The sequence below is a fragment of the Paenibacillus sp. SYP-B3998 genome (genome assembly GCF_010820665.1).
Taxonomy (GTDB): Bacteria; Bacillota; Bacilli; order Paenibacillales; family NBRC-103111; genus Paenibacillus_E.
In genome coordinates this window covers 891,855-909,238 of record NZ_JAAIKC010000001.1, presented here as the reverse complement: position 1 = coordinate 909,238, position 17,384 = coordinate 891,855, and the positions used below count along the sequence as shown (strand labels likewise).

Below are 17,384 nucleotides of genomic sequence, written 5' to 3'. Positions count from 1 at the left end.
TTTCCACATTCGTTATGTGCCTGCGCTTTGCTCTAGCTCGGACCATAGCTGCTCTTTCCCTCGTTGCTTCCAAACCTGAGTTTCATTGCCTTCAAATAAAGGATCGAACTGACAAACTGATTTATACGAACAATGGAGACAGGCTGTCTTTTTCCCCAAACGGTATGGCGCAATATCAACATGTCCATCCGTGATGCCCGTCCCAATTTGTTTGACCTGCTTACGTACATATTTGCGCAATGTATCCCACTGTGCATCCGTCGCGACAGATGAGCTGGAATAGAAGCTCCCGTCCTTTTTCAATGCAACCGGAATGAGCTGAGAGTGTCCTGCGGTGTGAACCAACTGCTCATCCATAAGACCCGCTACGCTAGCGTCAGCCGTGACTAAACCTTTCATTTTGAATCGCTTACGCAGCTCTTTTTCCACTTCTGTTGGATCCAAAGCATTTTTTTGCTGCAGCATCGGATTATGCACATGGAAATAGAGCACGCCCGCCGGCTTCGCAGGGATACCTAGCCACTGCTCGGCATGCGTAATGATGACATCCATATAGGTCAGCATTTGAAGAGATAAACCATAATAGACTTCTGAAAGCTGTAAAGACGTCTGGCTCGATTTGTAATCAATGACGCGGAGCAGCACACCCTGTTCGCCATCCGCGCGATCTACACGGTCGATACGACCAATAATTTCCATCGTACAACCGTTGTCCAATTCAAAAGTAAGCGGCGGCAGTTCCTTGCCTGGACCGAAATCAATCTCCAGCCCAAGCGGCTGGAATTGCCCGCGCTTCGCGTGTTCGCCTAAGACAACTGCCGCTCGGCCGACGACTTGCTTCAGTTTTCTTGCAATATAAGCAAATCGGCTCGAACTTAGCAAGATTTCACCCTGCAGCCTCGGGGCCAACTCATCCACGACCTGAGCGGAGCGCTCCATACAAGCCTCAGCTGAAAGCGATCCCCAATCAAGCTGATCCTGCTGGAGCTTTTGAACAAATTGATTCAACGCTGCATGGAATAACTGCCCGATATCCGGCGCATCCAAACGATATACGCGTCTTTCTTTCAGTTTTAAACCATGGGATAAAAAGTGTGAAAACGGGCACGCCACATACTTCTCCATCCGAGAAACGCTGGCTCGCAAATGCTGTCCATATAACAGCTGGCTTGTCGAGGAGCTAAGACCAGCTTCTTTATTCGTATACTGCAGCGCACTTGTCAAGGCATGCAGCTGCATATGCCACTTCGGCTGAGTCACGTACCAATTGTAGGTTTCCCACCATAAATCGGCCATGCGGCCGCCCAACATCCAATGCTTCATACGCACAGCCAAATAAGAAATCGCTTGACTCGGATGAACAATGTAAGCCGACTGTTCCGTCTGCCCCGCTTCATTAGATGGTTCAGCCAACAACAACGGATGCTCCGTCCCAGGAAACATTTTCCGCATTTGTTTGATCAACTCTGAAGGAAGCAGCGATTTCCCTTCCTCATCAGCCAACGGATAGCTCATCCACAGACGCTTGCCTGGAACGGTTAGCGAAGTGTATATAATAAACGACTCATCGAGCAGCTTGCGCCTACTGCTATTTGCCATCGGCAAGCCTGCATCCGTAAGAACCTCCCGCTCAGACTCCGTAAGGACTCCTTTTTCACTCATCTGCGCTGGAATAACCCCATCGCTGACACCTAAAATGTATGCATAACGGATGCCGCTAGAGCGCGTTCGATCCATGCTGCCTATAAGCAGTTGATCCATAGAAGGCGGTACTAATCCTAGCTTCATACTCTCCATACCTGTTTCAATAAGTCCCGTGAACAGCTCCAGGGATAAATCATCTTCACCCATCGTTTCGACGAGCTGATCGAGCATATCCATGACGCTGTTCCACATTTGACCGTGTTCGCGCGCTTTTTCTGGCTTCCCTTCGCCTAACGACCGCAGGCTCCACGCCTCTAATTTGCTCGGAGCCTGCGCTTCTACCAACAGCTCATATAGAGCTTCTACCTGCTCTTTGACAGAGCTAGCTTGCTTAAGACGTTTGGAGAAATCAAGCAGCGGCTTTACAATCCGATCTTTGCTTTCATTTAACTGTTGGAGTGCGGCTGTCTCTTCCTGAATACCCTCATCGGCTTGCTCCAAGTTGGCTCGGAACTTGTAAGTCCAAGGCTTACCATCAGTCCATCTATAGCCTTGAATGCCGAACGCGAGCACATAGTTTTCCAGCTTGTCCATCAGGTGGCGTTCTGAAGCAGCTTCTACTGGAAGCAGCAAATCCGTTTTGACACATCGGAATACCGCGTCGTAATGCCAGTTATGCTGCACGACTTCAAGGGCCGAGCGTATGAACTCCACCAAAGGATGATGGAGAACCGTCCGCTTCTGGTCAAAAAAGTGAGGGATATCATAATCAGTTAGGATTGCCTTTAATAAATCCTGGTACCCCTCCATATTGCGAACCATAACCGCGATATCACGCCAGCGCACGCCCTGCTCCCGCACAAGCTCCAGCATATCTCTTACAGCGCCTTCGACCTCTGCACGTCGATGAACAGCCTCTTTAATGACGAGTTGATCACTCAGCTTTTGCCCTTCATTCAGCTTGTAGGGCCTTACGCTCCCACCGATTCGGCTATCAAACATACGTTCTAAATAGCCCAGAACTGGGCTCTCCTCATAACGCGGAGAATTCTCAGGCGCTAAAAGCAATACTTCCGATCGGCTAAGTCCCAACTGCTCTATCATTTCTTGTAACCGTACCATTGTCGTTGCCGTTGGATGGAATAAATCCAGTTCATCCGGTGCATCGCCAGCTTCTAGCGAACGATCCACACAAAGCGTAATCGTCACCTCTTTGCACGACGCAAAAAGTCCTCCAAGCACAGCAAACTCCTGTGGTGTAAACCCATGAAATCCGTCTATCCAAATAGAAGCCGAACGCAAATAAGCGGAATTCGGGATCTGCTCCGCCAGCAGTGTCAGGTAATCTTCTCCGTCCAAATATTGCCTTGACAGCATCGACTGAAACTCACGATATACGAGCCTGATGTCGTGCATCTTCTCCCTTAGCAAGCCAGTTTCTCCAATCGATGAACTGCGTTTGGACTCCTGTTGATCAAGCTGCTCAGCAGTGACACAATACCGTTTCAATTCTGTGAATAATTGATTAAGCCTATCAACAAAACCCATTTGTTCGGCGGAATGTCCGAACAGGCGTAAATGTTCTTTTTGTTTATGTAAAATGCTCGTCAGGAGCAATTTTTTACCTGTCTCATCAATGGGAAGCCTCGCTGTCCCACCTTCTTCCTGCATCACCCGCCATGCTAAACGGTGAAAACTTAATACCTGCGCACGTATCATTCCTCCAAGATGAGGATCCGACACAAGGGCATGCTCTGCCTGAAATGTCGCTTGCTCAGGAACTAGCAGAATCAATGGATGACCCTCTGGCTCCGCAGCCAACTGCTGTTTGATCTCTTGCAAACAGCGTTCACTTTTGCCGCTACCGGCTCTACCAATCACAAAACGTACGGCCATGGGGGATCTCCTTCGCGCTTTAAGAAAAGCTGACTTTGCAAGCATAATCCAAGCTTTCCGTTGGGAAGCTGATTTCATGAAAATTAAATTAAGCCTACTTTTTCGTCCTTCTATTCTATCATACTTTAACTAGAAAGGAGGGGTGGCAGATCATGGGCTTACCGCGTCCAAACGATACCTTGACATTCTGCAGAGCTGTAATTAAAATATGTACAACAAAGAAGGTGAGACTTATGAAAAAGTTCAGCAGCCGCTTCACCATTGGTGTTCATATCCTTTCCTTAATCGATATGGAGAATGGTGAAAATTGCACATCAGAAATGATTGCGGGCAGCATTAACATTAATCCTGTTATCGTACGTAAAGTGAGCGGCATGCTCAAAAAAGCAGGCTTGATTCACATCAGACTTGGCGTTGGCGGCGCAGCACTGGCCAAACCTCCGCAAGAAATCACACTGCTGGATGTTTACCGCGCTGTAGAAGTAGCTGAAGAAACGGAGTTATTCCATTTTCATGAGCACCCTAACCCGAATTGTCCAGTCGGCAACAATATTCAATCCGTTCTTCAGCTCAAATTGCAGCAGGCGCAAGCCGCGCTTGAACGTGAATTAGCTGAAGTGACGCTAAGTGAAATCGATCATGATCTTGCAGTCAAAATCAGCTCCTCGCAGAGCTGATTTTTTTGATGTTTCTTTTTGATGCTGGGTTGGATTGCAAAACTTCATCAATCTACGATCCTGTTCCTTATGGCATAAACGACCGCTTGCGTCCTGTCAGATTAGGAAATTGGGTAATACTCGAGTAAGTTAACCAAGCGAACAGAGCGGGCGTAATCCACATTCGATTCGGTCGAATCTCCTTTTCCTTCGTCATCCATGACGAAGAAAAGTCCATCCACAAGTTGATTTCCATTCATGCAGCATCCACCTAAAGGTGTAGGAAAAATCATAGTCTCTCTAGAAAATAAAAAACTGCCTCTATCGTCATACACGAAGCTGAGACCCTTAAGAAGGCACTTTTTTTTGCAAAGTGTCCCTCTCGCAGGTCACATTTCGTATACATGACACGGAGCAGTTTTTAGCTATTTTTCATTCTGATTAGATTCGCTTAGCGACGTCCGTCCTGGTCCAACATAAACGGACTGCGGCCGGAATATGCGATTGCAACTCGCTTGCTCGAGCAGATGGGCTGTCCAACCCACCATACGACTTGCTGTAAACGTAGACGTAAATAGTGTCTTGGGCATGGAGACGGCCCTGAGCACGGCCGCGGCATAAAACTCTACATTCGTATGGAGCTTCCTTCCAGGCTTATACGCATGGAGCAGCCCAACAGCGGTCTCCTCAACATGAACAGCAAGCTCAAACCAAGCGTCTTCCATCGAGAGTTCCGTCATCAGAATACGCAGCGCCTCCGCTCGGGGATCGAGCGTCTTGTAGATCCGATGCCCGAAGCCCATCAGGCGTTGACCAGCTTCAAGCTGCTCACGGAGCCACCGTTCTGCGTTTTCTTTCGTTCCGATATCGTCAAGCATATGAACGACCTCGGAAGGCGCACCGCCGTGAAGCGGCCCTTTCATGGCGCCAATCGATGCACAAAGCGCTGATGCAACATCGGACTGCGTAGAGAGTACAACACGACCGGCAAACGTAGAAGCATTCATGCCATGCTCCATGGCCAGAATGAAATAAGCAGTTAATGCTTTCACATGAGCAGGCAGCGGAACCTCCCCCGTAAGCATATATAAATAATTAGCGACATGGTCTAACTCCGGGTGTGGTTCAACAGATACAAGACCTGCGTTCCTCCTATGACGGTAAGCGATAAGAGTTGGGAGCAAAACAGTGTAACGAATCATGTCCTCTTGCTGAGGAGGCCACACAGAATTTTTCCCGTGTTCAGCTCCAGCAGCAGAGATGACCGTTCGCAAGACACTCATCATGTCACACTCCGCAGGCAGCACATCCAAAATGGCTGTCAATCCCGCAGGTACGGCGCGAAGTTCTTTCCATTTTGAGCGAAAATAAAACAATTGTTCAGCTGTAGGCAGCTGGCCATTCCATAATAAGTAGGCTGCTTCCTCAAAGCTTACGTGAAGAGCAAGCTCTTTTGCCTCGTAGCCTCGATAGATAAGTAGCCCTTTTTCGCCATCGACCAATGACAATTCGGTCTCTGCCGCAACAACACCATCTAAACCTGTAACAGATGCCATGATGGATCCCACCTTTCAGAATGAAGTTCAAAATGTTGATTTTCTTCATCTTACTCGGTATTTACAACTTCATCCAATTCAGCTTTTCTTAGTAAGTGATAAAAAAAAGTAAATTCAATTTATTTATCAATCATATTATTTTATCAAATCAATGGCTCAACTGCTTCTATCGGGATGTAAAGATCAACCTCGGAATGTTCATCATCTGGATCCGTAAAACGTTCCGTATACAGCTCGAAATCGATCCCTTTTACAGCCTTGTACCCGTTCTGTGGCAGCCAGGTCGTATAAATATCTTCCATCGTTTTACTAAGACCGCTAAGTGATCCCCGATGTGTAAACCATGCATACGTCTGAGCAGGCACTGTTTTGAAAACCATCCCATCCGGAATGAATGTACCAGTAGACTCGAAGCCAGCCGTATATTCAACTCCGCCGTCCTCAATTGGAACGCAAAGGCCATAACACACCTGAGCATTCAATTTCCCTTGTATTTCACCTTCACGTGGATTGAAGCGACCCCAAAGATCAGGAATGGTCCCCTCATCTCCGCTTCGCCAAGACATGCCAACAACATGAAACGCCGGTAACGTTACTACTTGAGCTTTCATTAGCTTTCCTCCTGATTGGTTGATTGTTCCAAGCATTTCCTCTACAGAGGTAAGCAGACTCTGCTTATTCGCGATTTCTTCACGAAGTGATGCGGCATGCTCCTGGAGGATATGACTGATCCGAACTGGATCATCCATCGCACCGCTGCGAACCAGCTCACGAATGACCTCAAGTCCAAGGCCCGTATGGCGAAAAAATAAAATACGCCGCAGTTGAATCATTTGCTCAGGCTTGTAGTAGCGGTATTGATTGTCCTCGCCCACCGCGCTTGGCGAAAACAAACCGATCGCATCGTAATGCCTTAATGTTTTGGGCGTAATCTCGAACATGCGCGCCATCTGACCTACCGTTAACAAACAAAGCCACACCTTTCTGCAAGTAAAATAAAGGAACATCCCCATTCTAAAGGATTGCCCTTAGGGCAATGTCAAGAAGTCGTAAAAAAGAAAACGAGGCTTTTCAGCCTCGCTTCTGGGTGTCTATGATTTGCTGCGTACCTCAAAGATGGCGAATTTTAGATAATGTCCCTCATCCACACCAAGGATGCGGGGATGATCCATACCCGCTCCGCGGAACTCTACCAGCCGCAAGATTTTACCTACATCCGTAGCTGCCGCATGAATCGTATCTAGGAATAGCTCGGGATGCATGTGATAAGAGCAACTGGCGGTAACCAGATAGCCGCCTTCATTCACGAGCTTTAACCCATGCAGATTGATATCTTTGTATCCTCGACATGCTCCTTCGACAGCGCTCTTCGTTTTGGCGAATGCTGGGGGATCCAGGATGACGACATCCCATGAACGTCCAGCGCTCACTGGTTTCGATGTATCCACTTTGGCCTGCCCTACGTTTGCAGAAGCACGCACCTTGCGCTCATCCAATCCTTTAACTTGTTGACGCAAGTATTCAAACGCATCAGCTACTACGTATTCCACACGATCTTCAAACCCATTCAGTTGGACATTTGTTCTTGCACTCTCAATCGCATGTTCGGAGATATCCAGGCATGTAACTTTTTTCGCCCCATATTTGCAAGCATTAAGCGTAAAGCTGCCCGTGTGGGAGAAGCATTCCAGAACCGTAGCGCCATCCCAGAAAGGGAACGTTACGACTTTGTCATTCGCATTGACAGGCAAAAGTTGGCTTACCCCATCTTCTTCAACTTGCTTTAGCTCAATACCGCTGCGAATGCCCCAGCCCGTCATGAGTGGCGCGATGGAAGCGCGATTCTCTCTCTGGTCGAAGAAATAGCCTGTTTTCTGGCCTTCCTCAATATCAACGCGAATACGCAAACCATTTTCTAAAATGTTTACATGCTTCGGACACTCGCCATACAGCAAGCCCTTCGTCTGCTCCAAACCTTCCAACTCACGAACAGCTACATCGCTGCGCTCATAGATGCCAGTTGGATTCATAACTTGTACCAACGCTTCAACGATTTGTTTTCGGCAGAGGTCCATGCCCAAGGTAAGCAGTTGAACAACGAGAACATCAGCAAACTTGTCAACGATTAATCCAGGTAAAAAATCAGCCTCTCCATAAACCAAGCGATAAGAGGCCGCATCCTTCAAAAAGCGCTTGCGATGCTGCAAGCATTTCGTGATCCGCTCAACAAACACTTCAGTCGTTAATGACTCAAGAGGCTGATAGGATACGATTCGAACCGTAATCTGCGAAGCTTGATTGTAATAGCCCGTTCCTAAATATTGTCCCTGATACGTATGCACAGGCACCAATTGCCCTGGTTCTATCTCTCCGTCAACACGTTCAATCTCGCTGCGAAATACCCATGGATGTCCCTGTTCTAAGCGTGGTTTCCGTTTCTTATGTAAAATTACTGCTGCCATTGTATGGTGTGCCATCCTTTGTGTGATACCGCCGTCTGTCGCCAGCTTGTCATGCTCGTCTGTACGGTCACATATATTGGTTAAAAACGATACAAGCCCACGAAGGAGATTCGCTGCTTATGGTGACTACGATTGTATTGCCTGTGTTGACAGGCTTAGCTTTGTTTCTTTTTGGGATGAAGCTGATGGAAACCGCACTTCATCACTGGGCAGGCTTCCGCCTCCAACAATGGTTGGAGCGGTTTACCCGCACGCCTGTGCGCGGTCTCGCTACGGGCACCATGCTGACCGCGGCGCTGCAAAGCAGCACCGCTATTACCGTCATTGCCATCGGTCTCGTTAACGCAGGTGTACTGACCTTCCCGCGAACGCTTGGTATCATTCTCGGCACGAACATCGGCACGTGCCTGACGACCGAGCTGATCGGGCTTAGCATCGGCGGCATCGGCGTGCCAATGCTGCTCGCAAGCGGAGGCATTTGGCTCGCCAGTTGGATCGCTGGCCCCCTCTCACCTCCTGAGGACGGTCATGGCTTAGCCCAAAGCGGAAGCGTGCCCATTACCCCTCGGCCCGCCTGGCTCCGCAGCGTGCGCTATGCCTCGCTAGCGGCGGCTGGCTTCGCGCTCGTGCTGCTTGGCATCGAGATCATGCAAACCATCGGGCCTGCGTTGCAGTCCCGCGGTCTATTCACTTGGTTCGTCCACCAAGCGCAGACAAGCCTGCTGTGGGGTGTCATCGCTGGCGCTGCCATCACCGCGCTAGTCCACAGCAGCGCCGCCGTCATTGCGATGGCCATGGGACTTGCCACGATCCAAGGCATCCCCGTCGAGCTTGGCGTGGCGATCACAATCGGCGCCAATATAGGCACTTGTGCGACCGCACTCATCGCTGGCATAAGCGGATCTCGTGCAGGCCGGTACGTTGCGTGGTCACACATTATTCTCAATATTGGAGGCGCAGTTCTCTTTTACCCATTAATCCATCAACTTGTCAGTGTCTCAGCCTTACTAGCCGATGGGGCTTCTGAGCAAATTGCCCGAGCACAAACTATATTTAACGTTGTCAGTTCGCTGCTAGCTCTGCCAATTTGTTACCTTCGTCTGTGGACACGTATTGAACTTCGAGGCTAATCGTGACACTAATCTGTGTGAATTCTTTCACCATGAGAATAATTATTTCACTTCAATGCCTAATTTGAGCAGCGCTGTACCTAACACACTATTGTTATTGTCATAGCCTGACTCTTGCTGCTGACGCCATGCTTCCTGCGGCTCAAGCCACTCTACACCGCGAATTTCCTCAACCTGTGCCTGCAGGGAGCCGTCAATTGCTTCTACCAAATAATAATGGACTTCTTTGTCTACAAGGCCAACTGAAGGATTCGTATACTGATAAGCGATCATTTCAACAGACTCCACGATCTGTCCATGAATTCCCGTTTCCTCCAGTATCTCACGGAGGGCCGTTTCTTCCACCGTTTCGCCTGGTTCCATTTTTCCTTTGGCCAAAGTCATTTTGCCATAACGATCTTGAATCATTTGAATTTGCAGTTCGCCGTTCTGTCTACGAAATACAACCCCGCCAGCTGATATTTCCTTCATATGCTTATCCCCCAACTTATGTAGATTAAATGACGAAGAAGAGGACATCGCCCCACCGTCGGGCGGAATGAAATCCTCATCTTGTCTCTATAGACTCACTACTTGTGCAGGCTCCACGATACGTACCATATTACCTTTACTCTCGTTTACCCCTGCTTCTGTTACACGAACACGGCATATTTCACCGATGAGACTTTCTGATCCTTCGAAAACCAGCTGAACGTAGTTATCCGAGTAACCCATAATTAACCCGCTGTCTGGAGCGCCTTTGTGGGCGCGTTCTGGAATGACTTCCAGCACTTGTCCAACGAACTTTTTCGCGTAAGCGAGCTGCATATTTTCGGAAAGATCGATCAATTCATGTACACGCGCATTCTTAATTTCTTCGTCAACCTGGTCATCCATACGTGCAGCAGGTGTTCCAGTCCGCTTGGAATAAGGGAATACGTGCATTTCGGAAAATTTCATTTGCTCCATGAACTTAACTCCATTGCGGAACATTTCGTCTGTTTCCCCTGGAAAGCCGACAATCACATCCGTTGTGATCGCAACATCCGGCATAATTTCATGAAGTCGCTCGATTTTGCGAGCAAATTCAGCTGTTGTGTATTTCCTACGCATGCGTGCAAGCACTTGATCATCTCCGGCTTGAAGCGGAATATGCAGGTGGCGGCACATTTTATCAGACGATTTCAAAACTTCGATAACCTCATCGGTAATTTGGCTTGCTTCAATGGAGGAAATGCGAATACGTTTCAATCCCTCGACCTTGTCAAGATCCCAAAGCAGCTTGGCTAAGCTGTAATCCTCAATATCTTCACCATAACCACCTGTATGAATACCGGTCAATACGATTTCTTGATACCCAGCGGCAACTAACGTTTTCGCTTGCTGAATAACACTTTCAGGCTCGCGGCTGCGCATTAAGCCACGGGACCAAGGAATAATACAGAACGTGCAGAAATTGTTGCAGCCCTCTTGGATTTTCAGAAAAGCTCTTGTACGATCGGCAAAATCAGGCACGTCCAATTCTTCGAACTGACGCGTTTTCATAATGTTGCGCACCGCGTTAATGGGTTGGCGATCTTGTTCAAATTGTCTCACGAGCGGAATAATTTTCTCACGATCCTGCGTCCCGATAACCATATCCACACCTGGAATCGCCATGATCTCTGCTGGCGATGTTTGCGCGTAACAGCCCGTTACAGCGACAATCGCTTCCGGATTACGGCGAATCGCCCGACGAATCATTTGACGGCTCTTCTTATCCCCTGTATTCGTAACTGTACATGTGTTCACAATATACACGTCAGCGGTTTGCTCGAAATCAACCTGTTCATATCCCTCATTTTTGAACAGCTGCCAAATGGCCTCTGTATCATAGAAATTCACTTTACAGCCTAGTGTATGAAACGCAACCGTTGCCATAATGCTTATCCTCCCATTTCTCCGGTTTCATAGAATAGGCACGTGAGCCCTACCATTGCAGCAGTCTCCGTGCGTAAAATACGTGCGCCAAGCGAAACCGAACGAAACCCAACCTCTTCAGCCTGCTGGATTTCCTGCTCCGAAAAGCCGCCTTCAGGACCAACAACTAATAAGACTTTCTTTCCAGATCCCAGCTTACCTGCTGCGACCGCATCTCGAATGGCTGGCTTCAACTGCTGCCCATCTTCCTTCTCATAGCAAATCCAGGCAACATCCGCTTCCTTCGCACGCTGTAGGAGCTGCTTCCATGTGTGTAAACCTTCTACCTCAGGAACTCGATTGCGATGCGCTTGTTCTGCGGCTTCTTTAGCGATCTTCTGCCATCGTTCAGTACGCTTGGCTTCCTTCTTGGCATCGTACTGAACAACTGTACGTTCCGATAAAAAAGGAAGAAACCGGGCTGCCCCGATCTCGGTCCCTTTCTGAATCACCGTTTCCATTTTATCGCCTTTTGGCAAGCTCTGAGCAACCCACACCTGAACAGCCGCTTCAGCATGCATAGGCAACTCTTCTACAACTTCAGCGATGACTCGTCCCTTATCCAACTCCGTAATACGCACCCGCACTTCGCGATTCACACCGTTGCTGCAGATCACTTCGTCCCCGATTTGAGCTCGCATGACACGCTGTAGATGATGCCCATCATCGCCCTCAATCGTGACGGTCTGGGTAGCCTGTTGAAATTGCTCAGGCGGCAAAAAATAACGCTGCATAGGGTCAAAGCCTCTCTATCTGTTCATAATTTCACATTTTAGTTTTTTATGTTTTTATTAAAACTTCCACCCAACATCTTACCTGTTTTGGTAGGGAAAATCTAGAGTTCGTTGCTGGCAGCTCATCTAAAGACCAAGGATCTTTACAATCGGTATGCTAAGTATTTGCAAAATATCGTTACCTAAACTCAGGTACGGGTCTAGAGTTACCTGCCTAAGCGGTCTGATGAATACAACTAACAAGAAAATGACCGAAGCCCACTGTTCAAATTTCACAAGAGCATCGCTATATTTCAAATTGACCAAATCTTGAATAATACGATAGCCATCCAACGGAGGAATCGGGATCAAATTGAATAAGAAAAGGGTAAGATTAATGCTAAGCATTAAGTTGAAAAATAGTTTAATTGCTTTGGCGCTGCCCTCAGACATCCCCGTAAGCCAGCCGAATTTCATCATCGCCATAAAAATAAATAAACTGATAAAAACAAGAATCAGGTTCGAGATCGGCCCCGCTGCTGTTACAATAATTCCCATCAATCGCGGCTTTTTAAAATTACCACGGTTCACCGGCACTGGCTTCGCCCAACCGAATCCGGCAATCAGCAGCATGATTGTACCGAACAAGTCCAGATGAACCATGGGGTTCAGCGAGACTCTTCCAAATTGATAAGCGGTAGAATCTCCTAGTTTATAGGCGCTATAAGCATGTGCAAACTCATGAATTGTAAAAGAAATAATTAAAACTAAAATGACAAAAGGCAGTGTACTCCAGTCATAAAACAATAAACCTCCCATAAAGAACCTCCTACGGCTTTCTAGCTACAATCACAACCCAATCCGATTCATAGCTCTTGTCTACAATCGTAAAGTTAGCTGCGACTAGCGCTTGTTCAACATCCGCTTCCTTGCGTGTAATGATACCCGATGTTACATAATAGCCTCCGGATTGCAGCACTTCATAGACATCCCCAACGAAGAGAACGATAATTTCCGCCAAAATGTTTGCGACAACGACCTGCACAGGCAGTTTTACGCCAAGCTGTGTAGCCGATTCCGTCTCATTTGCTTTCAGGACACCAAGCAGATCACTAAGCTTAACGGTGATCTGACTATCAAGTCCGTTTAGCTTCGTGTTATCCTGAGCACTCAATACGGCAACTGGATCTAGATCGACCGCAAGTACATGCTTGGCGCCCAATTTCGCTGCCGCGATGGACAGAATCCCTGAGCCTGTTCCTACATCGATGACGTCGTCGCCTGGCTGAATGTACTTTTCCAAGGCTCTAAGGCAAAGCGCTGTCGTCGCATGCGTTCCCGTTCCGAAAGCCATCCCCGGATCAAGTTCAAGGATCAGTTCTTCCGGAGAAGCCGCGTAGGTCTCCCATGTAGGTTTAATCGTCAATCGTTCGGAGACGCGAATCGGTTTGAAGTATTGCTTCCATGCATTCGCCCAATCTTCATCGTCTACTTCTTTTACTTCATAAATCGGATTACCTGTATCGATATCAAACTCTTGCAGTTGTTCTACAGAGCCTTTGAGATGATTCAAAATGGTTTCCATATCGTTGTCTAACGAAAAGTAACCTTTAATTACGGCTCTTCCTTCTGGAATATCATTCAACGGCATTTCATACAGTTGACCAAAAGAGGTGTCTCTTTCTTTGTTTAAAGTACCTGATTCTTCAATGGATACGCCTCCGGCGCCTAGCTCATGAACAAAATTGGTAATCATTTCTATCGCTTCTTCTGTTGTATGTACGGTAAGTTCGTGCCAAAGCATGGGTATTGCTCCTCCTGTCGGTTGTCGGGTTCACGTAGATTCGCGTGAATTCAGCTAAATTCATACTGATTATTGTACTACACTTCGCTTCTCGGGTAAAATCGGCTATTGTTAACACAAAAAGCACCTGTCCCTCTGTGCCCTAGCACGAGATGACAGATGCTTTTCAGTTTAAACGGAGCCTCCCGCGCTTTCAATCACACGAATTGCCTGTTCATATACACCTTCGTCAACGACAGCCGCTAAAACAATATCAATCCCCGTTACACCGCCATTGCCGCCATCACTTAACCCACTTGCCGCTGGGTCGGCCGCAACTAGAATCCCTTCGTCCGGTGTGGAGATGTCCGCTGCCTGTGTCAATGTACCCAGACTCCCGAAATCTCCGGCATACGGATTAATAACGGATTGCAGCCCACTGCCCGCGTTGCGGCCGAAACGGTCGATGGATACATCAATCGCCCGCAGGGCTTTAAGTTTAGATACAGCGCCTTCTGCTTGTTCAGGCGAATGAAAATAAGCAAGAATACTCTTTTCTGCCATTACTGTTCTTCCTGTCTGTAATCCGCGGCTTGCGCTCTCTCCGCTGCTTCAAAATCATCGGCATCCGCTACCTCAGCGGAAAATTCGACGTCCTCACTCTTGGTTATCGGTAAATCGGATTTTTGCTGATTCTTGTTCTCACTCATCTCTGAACCTCCATGGAATTTTACTTGGAAAACTAGTCTCGCCTACAAAGCTAAACCACTTTAGGTAAACAAGTTTTATTGTTCCATGAAGGTTCATTTTTATGCTCAAATGGCCGCCAGTTACTCTTTGATCTTTTCAAAGGTAGCGTCATACAAGCGAAACATCGTTTTATAGCCAGATTCATCAAGCTTAACACCCACATCAAGTTTGCCTGTGATCATTAACGGGCCCGATGTGTACCTTAGCTTTACATCATCGGGCACAAAAACGATCATAATTTTGTTCCAGTATGTCTCGTCGCCATTATCAAACGGGCACTCGGCGCCTGGCTTAGGAATTAATAGAAACCAATGCTTATCAAATGAAAGCACTTCGCCCATAAATCCTTTGATCTGCACGCTCTGACCGCTTTTATTCCAGAAGTCTTCTGAAGGTCGATCCTGCTTATCATCATCGAAAAACTGCAACCAATTGATTTCTTTGGATGAACGTTCTGCCTTCGGTTTAGCGCTTGGCAGTGCCTCAGCTTGCTTCGGCTCGGCGGATGGGAGGGCTGCAGCATCTACTTTCTTCACAGTCACCCCTTCTGCTGGCATAGAGCTTGCAGCAGCTTGCGGCTTCTCGGCAGACTTAGCCGTAGGTGCCTCAGATGGTTTCGCATCCACTGATGCCTTGGCTGCGCTTGTCTCTGCCGCGGGTGACGCGGAAGGTGTTGGTGCAGCGGCCGCATCATTGTGCCCTGCTGCCGGAGACGCCTTCTGGCTCTCCTGCGGACTTACAGCTGAACTGGCAGATGGCGAAGTAACGGGAACCGTTACTGCACTGCCAAAGGACTGGCCTGCGGATTCCGCTTTCTTTTGCCCGCAGCCTGAAACAGTAATTAACAGCGCCGCTGAGCACACCCACAAAATACCTGTTAGTAATTTCATTTCTATCACCTCAAGATCTGAATAATTGAAGAGGGTCCACCCGATAAGCCTGCAGCGCCGGCCCTACAGAAGCTAAGACGCCGATCAACAGTGTGCCTGCTACGAGCAGCCACTCGCCTGGCATCAATTGCCATGACTGAATTTGCAGACCAGAAAATTCGAATACCCATGCTCTGCTAAAGAAGCCTCCCACATGGCCAATCAACAAACCTGAGATTAAACCGATAAGCGTCAACAAAACACCTTCGCCAATCAGGGATACCCAAATGAATTTTTTTGATTTGCCAATTAATCGCAAGAGACCGACATCCTTCTTACGCTCGTTCACAGCCGCAATCAAAGAAAGCAAAATGGAGCCAGCCGCAAGTAAAATACAGATTACTGTCACTACGCTGAGCGCTTGTGTGCCTTTATCCACTACGTTCACGACATCCGCAACGGCCTTACTTGTATAGATCGCTTGCACATTACTCATTTGACCAAATTTGTTCTTGATGGCTTGCGCCCCTACCAGCGTCTTTGGCTTCACCAAGATGGTCGTAACCTCTTTATGATCGCTCTGCTCACTCTCATGAACAGTCCAAGCATAATCAAGCGTCGTAAAAATAGCACGATCATCCGAGGTTAGCAAGGGCGGTAATATTCCGACAACGCTATACGAAAAACTATGTTGATGGCCGTGTTCTTCTGCGCCAGCGCCATCATCGTCATCCTCATCAACCGCCCCCTTCACAAGTCCATGCGCTCCTTGAAACTTGTCGCCAACATGTAGGCCTAACGCACTCGCCACATGCGAACCAATGACGGCATCTCCCAACTTGTTGTATAGATTCCCGCTTGCCATCTGTTTATCCGTTCCGTAGCGAGTAACAAAATACCCAGCTTCCATTCCGACAATTGGAAACCCGTTATAATTATCTCCTGTGGTCATCGCAAAAGCGCTATCCACCTGCGAGTCCTTTCGCACTTCTTCGAGTAGCGCGAGAGGCACATTCCCTGTTGGCGCACCAATGTGATAATACGTATTCAAGGCTAATTGCGAAGCGCTTCCCTTCGCTCCGATCGTTACTTCAAAGGGACCATAGCCCTTCTCAGCTCCTTGTTCCACACCTGCACTGCATAACAACAGAAACACAACGAGCGCTACAGTAACGGCAACAGAACATATCGTCAGAAGCGAAAGGGTTTTACGGTGAAGGATATTGCTCCAAAGTAATGAAACCAGTTTCATACCGCTTCTCTCCTCACGATTTCATTCAGCTCTTGAATATTAATTTGTTTAGGATACATAGCTGCTAAATGCAAATCATGGGTAACCGACAATAACGTCAGCTGCTCCGCTTCGCAAATATCAAGGAGCAGCGACATAATATCGCCTGCCGTCTCCCAATCTAGGCTACCCGTCGGTTCATCGGCCAAAATTAATTTTGGCTTCGCGATTAATGCGCGGATGATCGCTGCCCGCTGCTGCTGACCTCGAGATAATTGCGAGGGAAGATGATGCTGACGATCTCTCAGTCCTACTCGCTCAAACCAGAAATCCAGCTGTTCGCTGCTTTGCTTTTTGGACCAATTACTTGGCATAATCAGTTCTACATTTTGTTTAGCAGTTAACGAAGAGATCAGATGAAAATCTTGAAAAATATAACCGACCTTCTCTGCTCGATAACGGTCGCGCTTCGCTTCTGAATACTGGTGCAGCGGTTGACCATCCACCCAAATTTCTCCTTCATCCGGTGTCATGACGCCGCTGAGCAGATGCAGCAGCGTGCTTTTCCCGCTTCCGCTAGGACCAATTAAAGCGATTCGTTCTCCACGCTGAACCTGCCAATGGTTTACGTTCAGAATCGGCAAGCTGTTCCCGTGCATGGCGAAAGACTTGCTAACTCCTTTTACCTCAATCATGTTAAACCCTCCTCAAAAGGCTAAAAAGGAAAACAGGACAGGGGCAATGTAATCCCCTGTC

Annotated in this window: 17 protein-coding genes; 2 read left to right on the top strand and 15 right to left on the bottom strand. The window is 47.9% G+C overall.

All coding sequences use genetic code 11. From position 1 onward, the window contains the following. Positions 1 to 12: 12 nt before the first annotated feature. Positions 13 to 3,540, bottom strand: coding sequence for a helicase-exonuclease AddAB subunit AddB (gene addB, locus GK047_RS04035; RefSeq protein WP_163941489.1), 3,528 nt, complete (start codon positions 3,538 to 3,540; stop codon positions 13 to 15). Between the two features lie 233 nt (positions 3,541 to 3,773). Here addB and GK047_RS04030 point away from each other — a divergent pair, with 233 nt between their 5' ends. Further along, the gene (locus GK047_RS04030) at positions 3,774 to 4,217 is read left to right on the top strand and encodes an Rrf2 family transcriptional regulator (protein WP_163941486.1); all 444 of its coding nucleotides are present in this window, start codon (positions 3,774 to 3,776) and stop codon (positions 4,215 to 4,217) included. 101 nt (positions 4,218 to 4,318) lie between these two features. On the opposite strand, the gene GK047_RS04025 is transcribed toward GK047_RS04030, so the two are convergent. From GK047_RS04025 to GK047_RS04010, 4 genes are all read right to left on the bottom strand, one after another. Further along, on the bottom strand, positions 4,319 to 4,456 hold the full coding sequence (locus GK047_RS04025) for a hypothetical protein (RefSeq protein ID WP_163941483.1): 138 nt from the start codon (positions 4,454 to 4,456) through the stop codon (positions 4,319 to 4,321). A 165-nt stretch (positions 4,457 to 4,621) separates the two neighbouring features. Further along, positions 4,622 to 5,752, bottom strand: a complete 1,131-nt coding sequence (locus tag GK047_RS04020) for a citrate synthase/methylcitrate synthase (protein ID WP_163941480.1) — start codon at positions 5,750 to 5,752, stop codon at positions 4,622 to 4,624. A 143-nt stretch (positions 5,753 to 5,895) separates the two neighbouring features. Then, positions 5,896 to 6,720, bottom strand: coding sequence for a MerR family transcriptional regulator (locus tag GK047_RS04015; protein ID WP_163941477.1), 825 nt, complete (start codon positions 6,718 to 6,720; stop codon positions 5,896 to 5,898). A 123-nt stretch (positions 6,721 to 6,843) separates the two neighbouring features. Next, positions 6,844 to 8,214 carry a class I SAM-dependent rRNA methyltransferase gene (locus GK047_RS04010; RefSeq protein WP_163941474.1) on the bottom strand — a complete coding sequence of 457 codons (1,371 nt, stop codon included), beginning with the start codon at positions 8,212 to 8,214 and terminating at the stop codon, positions 6,844 to 6,846. A 119-nt stretch (positions 8,215 to 8,333) separates the two neighbouring features. Between GK047_RS04010 and GK047_RS04005 the strand changes: the two genes are divergently transcribed. Beyond that, positions 8,334 to 9,344, top strand: a complete 1,011-nt coding sequence (locus tag GK047_RS04005; RefSeq protein ID WP_163941472.1) for a Na/Pi cotransporter family protein — start codon at positions 8,334 to 8,336, stop codon at positions 9,342 to 9,344. Between the two features lie 42 nt (positions 9,345 to 9,386). On the opposite strand, the gene GK047_RS04000 is transcribed toward GK047_RS04005, so the two are convergent. The 10 genes from GK047_RS04000 to GK047_RS03955 form a co-directional block, all read right to left on the bottom strand. Continuing rightward, positions 9,387 to 9,815 carry an NUDIX hydrolase gene (locus GK047_RS04000; protein ID WP_163941470.1) on the bottom strand — a complete coding sequence of 143 codons (429 nt, stop codon included), beginning with the start codon at positions 9,813 to 9,815 and terminating at the stop codon, positions 9,387 to 9,389. A gap of 87 nt (positions 9,816 to 9,902) precedes the next feature. Further along, positions 9,903 to 11,243, bottom strand: a complete 1,341-nt coding sequence (gene mtaB, locus GK047_RS03995; protein ID WP_163941466.1) for a tRNA (N(6)-L-threonylcarbamoyladenosine(37)-C(2))-methylthiotransferase MtaB — start codon at positions 11,241 to 11,243, stop codon at positions 9,903 to 9,905. A gap of 5 nt (positions 11,244 to 11,248) precedes the next feature. Further along, positions 11,249 to 12,016, bottom strand: coding sequence for a 16S rRNA (uracil(1498)-N(3))-methyltransferase (locus tag GK047_RS03990; protein ID WP_163941463.1), 768 nt, complete (start codon positions 12,014 to 12,016; stop codon positions 11,249 to 11,251). A 126-nt stretch (positions 12,017 to 12,142) separates the two neighbouring features. Continuing rightward, a complete protein-coding gene (locus GK047_RS03985) occupies positions 12,143 to 12,814 on the bottom strand; it encodes a site-2 protease family protein (RefSeq protein WP_163941460.1) in 672 nt (223 codons plus the stop codon). A 10-nt stretch (positions 12,815 to 12,824) separates the two neighbouring features. Beyond that, on the bottom strand, positions 12,825 to 13,799 hold the full coding sequence (gene prmA, locus GK047_RS03980) for a 50S ribosomal protein L11 methyltransferase (protein WP_163941457.1): 975 nt from the start codon (positions 13,797 to 13,799) through the stop codon (positions 12,825 to 12,827). Positions 13,800 to 13,970: 171 nt separating this feature from the next. After that, positions 13,971 to 14,342 carry a hypothetical protein gene (locus GK047_RS03975; protein WP_163941454.1) on the bottom strand — a complete coding sequence of 124 codons (372 nt, stop codon included), beginning with the start codon at positions 14,340 to 14,342 and terminating at the stop codon, positions 13,971 to 13,973. After that, positions 14,342 to 14,488 carry a YfhD family protein gene (locus GK047_RS03970; RefSeq protein WP_163941451.1) on the bottom strand — a complete coding sequence of 49 codons (147 nt, stop codon included), beginning with the start codon at positions 14,486 to 14,488 and terminating at the stop codon, positions 14,342 to 14,344. The genes GK047_RS03975 and GK047_RS03970 overlap by 1 nt, the downstream gene beginning before the upstream one ends. A gap of 120 nt (positions 14,489 to 14,608) precedes the next feature. Next, positions 14,609 to 15,418 carry a hypothetical protein gene (locus tag GK047_RS03965; protein WP_163941448.1) on the bottom strand — a complete coding sequence of 270 codons (810 nt, stop codon included), beginning with the start codon at positions 15,416 to 15,418 and terminating at the stop codon, positions 14,609 to 14,611. A gap of 10 nt (positions 15,419 to 15,428) precedes the next feature. Beyond that, positions 15,429 to 16,649, bottom strand: a complete 1,221-nt coding sequence (locus tag GK047_RS03960; RefSeq protein WP_163941446.1) for an ABC transporter permease — start codon at positions 16,647 to 16,649, stop codon at positions 15,429 to 15,431. After that, positions 16,646 to 17,323 (bottom strand): ABC transporter ATP-binding protein, encoded by a 678-nt coding sequence (locus GK047_RS03955; RefSeq protein WP_163941442.1) that lies wholly within the window; start codon positions 17,321 to 17,323, stop codon positions 16,646 to 16,648. The genes GK047_RS03960 and GK047_RS03955 overlap by 4 nt, the downstream gene beginning before the upstream one ends. Positions 17,324 to 17,384 lie beyond the last annotated feature (61 nt).

What these genes read in the sequence shown, in the direction of transcription:
- GK047_RS03970 (WP_163941451.1), bottom strand. Translation starts at nt 14,488, where the DNA reads ATGAGTGAGAACAAGAATCAGCAAAAATCCGATTTACCGATAACCAAG.
- GK047_RS03960 (WP_163941446.1), bottom strand. Translation starts at nt 16,649, where the DNA reads ATGAAACTGGTTTCATTACTTTGGAGCAATATCCTTCACCGTAAAACC.
- addB (WP_163941489.1), bottom strand. Translation starts at nt 3,540, where the DNA reads ATGGCCGTACGTTTTGTGATTGGTAGAGCCGGTAGCGGCAAAAGTGAA.
- GK047_RS04020 (WP_163941480.1), bottom strand. Translation starts at nt 5,752, where the DNA reads ATGGCATCTGTTACAGGTTTAGATGGTGTTGTTGCGGCAGAGACCGAA.
- GK047_RS03955 (WP_163941442.1), bottom strand. Translation starts at nt 17,323, where the DNA reads ATGATTGAGGTAAAAGGAGTTAGCAAGTCTTTCGCCATGCACGGGAAC.
- GK047_RS04000 (WP_163941470.1), bottom strand. Translation starts at nt 9,815, where the DNA reads ATGAAGGAAATATCAGCTGGCGGGGTTGTATTTCGTAGACAGAACGGC.
- mtaB (WP_163941466.1), bottom strand. Translation starts at nt 11,243, where the DNA reads ATGGCAACGGTTGCGTTTCATACACTAGGCTGTAAAGTGAATTTCTAT.
- GK047_RS03990 (WP_163941463.1), bottom strand. Translation starts at nt 12,016, where the DNA reads ATGCAGCGTTATTTTTTGCCGCCTGAGCAATTTCAACAGGCTACCCAG.
- GK047_RS03965 (WP_163941448.1), bottom strand. Translation starts at nt 15,418, where the DNA reads ATGAAATTACTAACAGGTATTTTGTGGGTGTGCTCAGCGGCGCTGTTA.
- GK047_RS03975 (WP_163941454.1), bottom strand. Translation starts at nt 14,342, where the DNA reads ATGGCAGAAAAGAGTATTCTTGCTTATTTTCATTCGCCTGAACAAGCA.
- GK047_RS03985 (WP_163941460.1), bottom strand. Translation starts at nt 12,814, where the DNA reads ATGGGAGGTTTATTGTTTTATGACTGGAGTACACTGCCTTTTGTCATT.
- prmA (WP_163941457.1), bottom strand. Translation starts at nt 13,799, where the DNA reads ATGCTTTGGCACGAACTTACCGTACATACAACAGAAGAAGCGATAGAA.
- GK047_RS04025 (WP_163941483.1), bottom strand. Translation starts at nt 4,456, where the DNA reads ATGAATGGAAATCAACTTGTGGATGGACTTTTCTTCGTCATGGATGAC.
- GK047_RS04030 (WP_163941486.1), top strand. Translation starts at nt 3,774, where the DNA reads ATGAAAAAGTTCAGCAGCCGCTTCACCATTGGTGTTCATATCCTTTCC.
- GK047_RS04010 (WP_163941474.1), bottom strand. Translation starts at nt 8,214, where the DNA reads ATGGCAGCAGTAATTTTACATAAGAAACGGAAACCACGCTTAGAACAG.
- GK047_RS04005 (WP_163941472.1), top strand. Translation starts at nt 8,334, where the DNA reads ATGGTGACTACGATTGTATTGCCTGTGTTGACAGGCTTAGCTTTGTTT.